We start from the raw sequence: 2,912 nt of genomic DNA, 5'->3' as shown, positions 1-2,912 counted from the left end.
GGTGGCGTAGTGGGAGTGGTTGGAATTCGGTTGGCGTAGTCTCCGTGTTGAAGCTCGAATCATCCGGCGTTGGAGCGCCGGAACGGAGACCACGCCATGACCAAGGCTACCACAGCTACTGATTCTTTCGTTCCTGCAAGCGAGACTGCAAGCCAGCTTTTCGACAATTGGTTTGATCCGATCGAGAGCGGTTTGCGCGAACGGGTGCGTGGGTTCATCGAAGAAATGATCCGCGGTGAGCTCGACGCGGCGCTCGACCGTCCGCGGTATGGGCGTGCAAAGAATGCCGATGGCGGACCGACAAGCCTGGTTGGCCACCGGCATGGCAGCCGCACACGTTCGCTGACCGGCAGCTTCGGCAAGACCGAGATCACCGTGCCGCGGGCTCGGCTGCAAACGCGCGATGGCACTACCACTGAATGGCACAGCCAAGTGCTGCGCAGTTATCAGCGCCGCACGCTCACCGTCGATGCGCTGATTGCCAGCGCCTATCTGGCTGGCACCAATACGCGGCGAGTGCGGCGTGCTCTGGCAGCCCTGTTCCGCGACGGCGTCAGCAAGGACATTGTGAGCCGGGTCTGGCGCAAGATCAAAAGCGATTGGGACGCCTGGAATGGCCGTTCGCTGGCCAACGAGCCGATCGTGCGGCTGATCCTCGACGGCACCGTGGTTCGCGTCCGGCTCGATCGCAAGTCCACGGCGATCTCGCTGCTCGTGGTCATTGGCGTGCGCGCAGACGGCCAGAAGGTGTTGCTGGCGGTTAGGCACATGGGCGGCGAATCCACCGAGGCCTGGCGCACTGTGCTCGACGATCTGATCGCGCGGGGGCTGCGGCCGCCGGCGTTCCTGATCGTCGACGGCGCGCCGGGACTGGAGAAAGCGATTGGCGCCGTTTGGGACGGCGTGCCGGTACAGCGCTGCACCGTTCATAAGCATCGCAATCTGCTCGCACACGCGCCGGAGCGCTTGCATGAGGAAATCGGCGCCGACTATACCGACATGATCTACGCGGCCACGCCGGAAGACATTGCAATGCGCCGCAAGGCATTCATCCGCAAATGGCGGCTCAAGCACCGCGCGGTCGCCGACAGCCTGGAGGAAGCCAGCGATCGGTTGTTCACGTTTGCACAATTGCCGCCGAGCCAATGGCGCAGCGCGCGAACCACGAATGCGATCGAACGGCTGCACGAAGAGTTCAAGCGCCGGATCAAAACGCAGACCGTGCTGCCATCAGCAGAGACCGCCGCCATGTTGTTCTGGGCGTTGCTTGCCTCCGGCCAGATCAACATGCGCAAGGTCGACGGCTGGCAGACGCTTGCTACAACGACCATCGATCAGCCAATTGACCTCGCCGCCTGAACCGATAACGTCATGCCCTGGAGATTGCGCCAGATCAAATTCCAACACAAAGCCCGACGGCACCGCCGCGGCTGGCCACCCACCAAACAACCGTAGGTGACGCCAATACTGATTGAATCCAGCGTCCGATTTGAAAAAGGCGACTGTTGAGTTCAGTCCGTGCCCCACGATCCGTTGTAACTATGCCGCTTTCGCGTGCGACAGGGATGTCTCCGACCAAGGGACAGAGTAGGTCCGTTCCAGGTGGCGTGTGGTCGCCCCTTGGATCCTGTGGACGCGGCGGATCGTCGTCTAGACCGTATTCTAGAAGCGGATCGATTTCAGGCGCGGGATCGCCGCCGTAATTGAGAGTCTTGCCTGGTTTTCGATACCGACAGGCGGCATCAAAAACGCAGAGCCATTCCGCTGGCGGAGGAGGCGCGGCGGAAGCAAATTCTTGCGCGCCCTCGATCGAACTACATAGGGCTGCAACTTGTCCGCGCTCAAACGGCTTAAGTTTCTGAGGCGGCGTCAATGCAAGAGCAGTTGTTCTTTTTCTCCACCGAACGGGATCACGCGCCCTTTCTGCCCAATGCTGAATACTTTCCCAGAGACTTCGGTGATGTTCGGCGGAGTCGTACGTGATCGCAGTTACGCCTCGCTCGCGCCAGCCCGCAGTAATCTCGGGATCAGCCCCAGCGGCGAACGCATATAACCGGCCTTCGCGAATGCGTCCCGCAAGGTTGAGGCCTTCAAGCAAATAGCGAACTGGGGGGTCGTCGGCGCTGTAGCCAAGAAGAATAACAGTGTATCGGTCGAGCAAATCGCAAATAAAGCGGGTAGCCCAAGCATCAGCGAGATAAGCGCGGCCGAAATCGGCGCTACTGAGAATTAGCCCCAAGGACTCAGAGAAGTGACGCTGTCGCCCAGATCGCAGTAGCCCGTGCAAGTGGACCACGCCGTCAAAGCCGTCGCGCCTGCTTATATCTGGAAGGTGTGGTGGTGCGTAGGAGCGCAAGCGCGGTTGCGCTCCTTGGAAAAGACGGTCGAAATTGGTGGTAATGATCCTTTGGCGACCGTCAGGGCCCCTGGCGATATCGAGGAGAGCGCGATGGCCATCGACTTTCGTGTGGCGCTTGGCGGCTAAGGTAGCTGCAACCTCGCTTTCTACCTGTGCGATGCCGAACTCCCTCTGAAGAAGTGTGAAAATCCGATCAAACGATATGGATTGATACTGTTGCCGAGGCGCTTTGCTCGCTCGGTATTGAGTTTCTGAATCGATCATTTGACCGATGGTCGAGTTAGGTTGGACTCCGAGAACGCTGGCAACCTTGGCGGTGAGATCGAAGAAATCCGGAAGACCGGCCGGAATAGAGATGCCTGCGCCACACAAAAAAACCACTTCGCCCGCATCGCGCGCGTCAAGCAATCCATTGGGGATGCTGGGACCGTGTTCTGTGAAGCGCATGAAGGAGTGTTGGACGCTATCCTCAAACGTCGAGTGCGTCTTCGTCGGCAAATTCGGCGCGCTCCTGGATGAAGGCAAAGCGAGCCTCGGGCTTCGTCCCCATCAG

2 protein-coding genes are annotated in these 2,912 nt (G+C 59.8%); one reads left to right on the top strand and one right to left on the bottom strand.

Annotation, left to right across the window (positions count from 1 at the left end; all coding sequences use genetic code 11):
* Positions 1–96 precede the first annotated feature (96 nt).
* Positions 97–1,359: an IS256 family transposase gene (locus tag WB528_RS06855; protein ID WP_423887668.1), complete on the top strand. Its 1,263-nt coding sequence runs from the start codon at positions 97–99 to the stop codon at positions 1,357–1,359.
* A gap of 34 nt (positions 1,360–1,393) precedes the next feature.
* Here WB528_RS06855 and WB528_RS06850 read toward each other — a convergent pair whose 3' ends face one another.
* The gene (locus tag WB528_RS06850; protein WP_423887667.1) at positions 1,394–2,806 is read right to left on the bottom strand and encodes an SIR2 family protein; all 1,413 of its coding nucleotides are present in this window, start codon (positions 2,804–2,806) and stop codon (positions 1,394–1,396) included.
* Between the last annotated feature and the right edge of the window lie 106 nt (positions 2,807–2,912).

This window comes from Bradyrhizobium sp., assembly GCF_049586575.1.
In the GTDB taxonomy this organism is placed as follows: Bacteria; Pseudomonadota; Alphaproteobacteria; order Rhizobiales; family Xanthobacteraceae; genus Bradyrhizobium.
The sequence above is the reverse complement of the archived record's forward strand: the minus strand, read 5'-3'. Positions and strand labels throughout refer to the sequence as shown.

Bases quoted from the DNA above. Each gene is read 5' to 3' on its own strand.
- WB528_RS06855 (WP_423887668.1), top strand. From the start codon at position 97: ATGACCAAGGCTACCACAGCTACTGATTCTTTCGTTCCTGCAAGCGAG.
- WB528_RS06850 (WP_423887667.1), bottom strand. From the start codon at position 2,806: ATGCGCTTCACAGAACACGGTCCCAGCATCCCCAATGGATTGCTTGAC.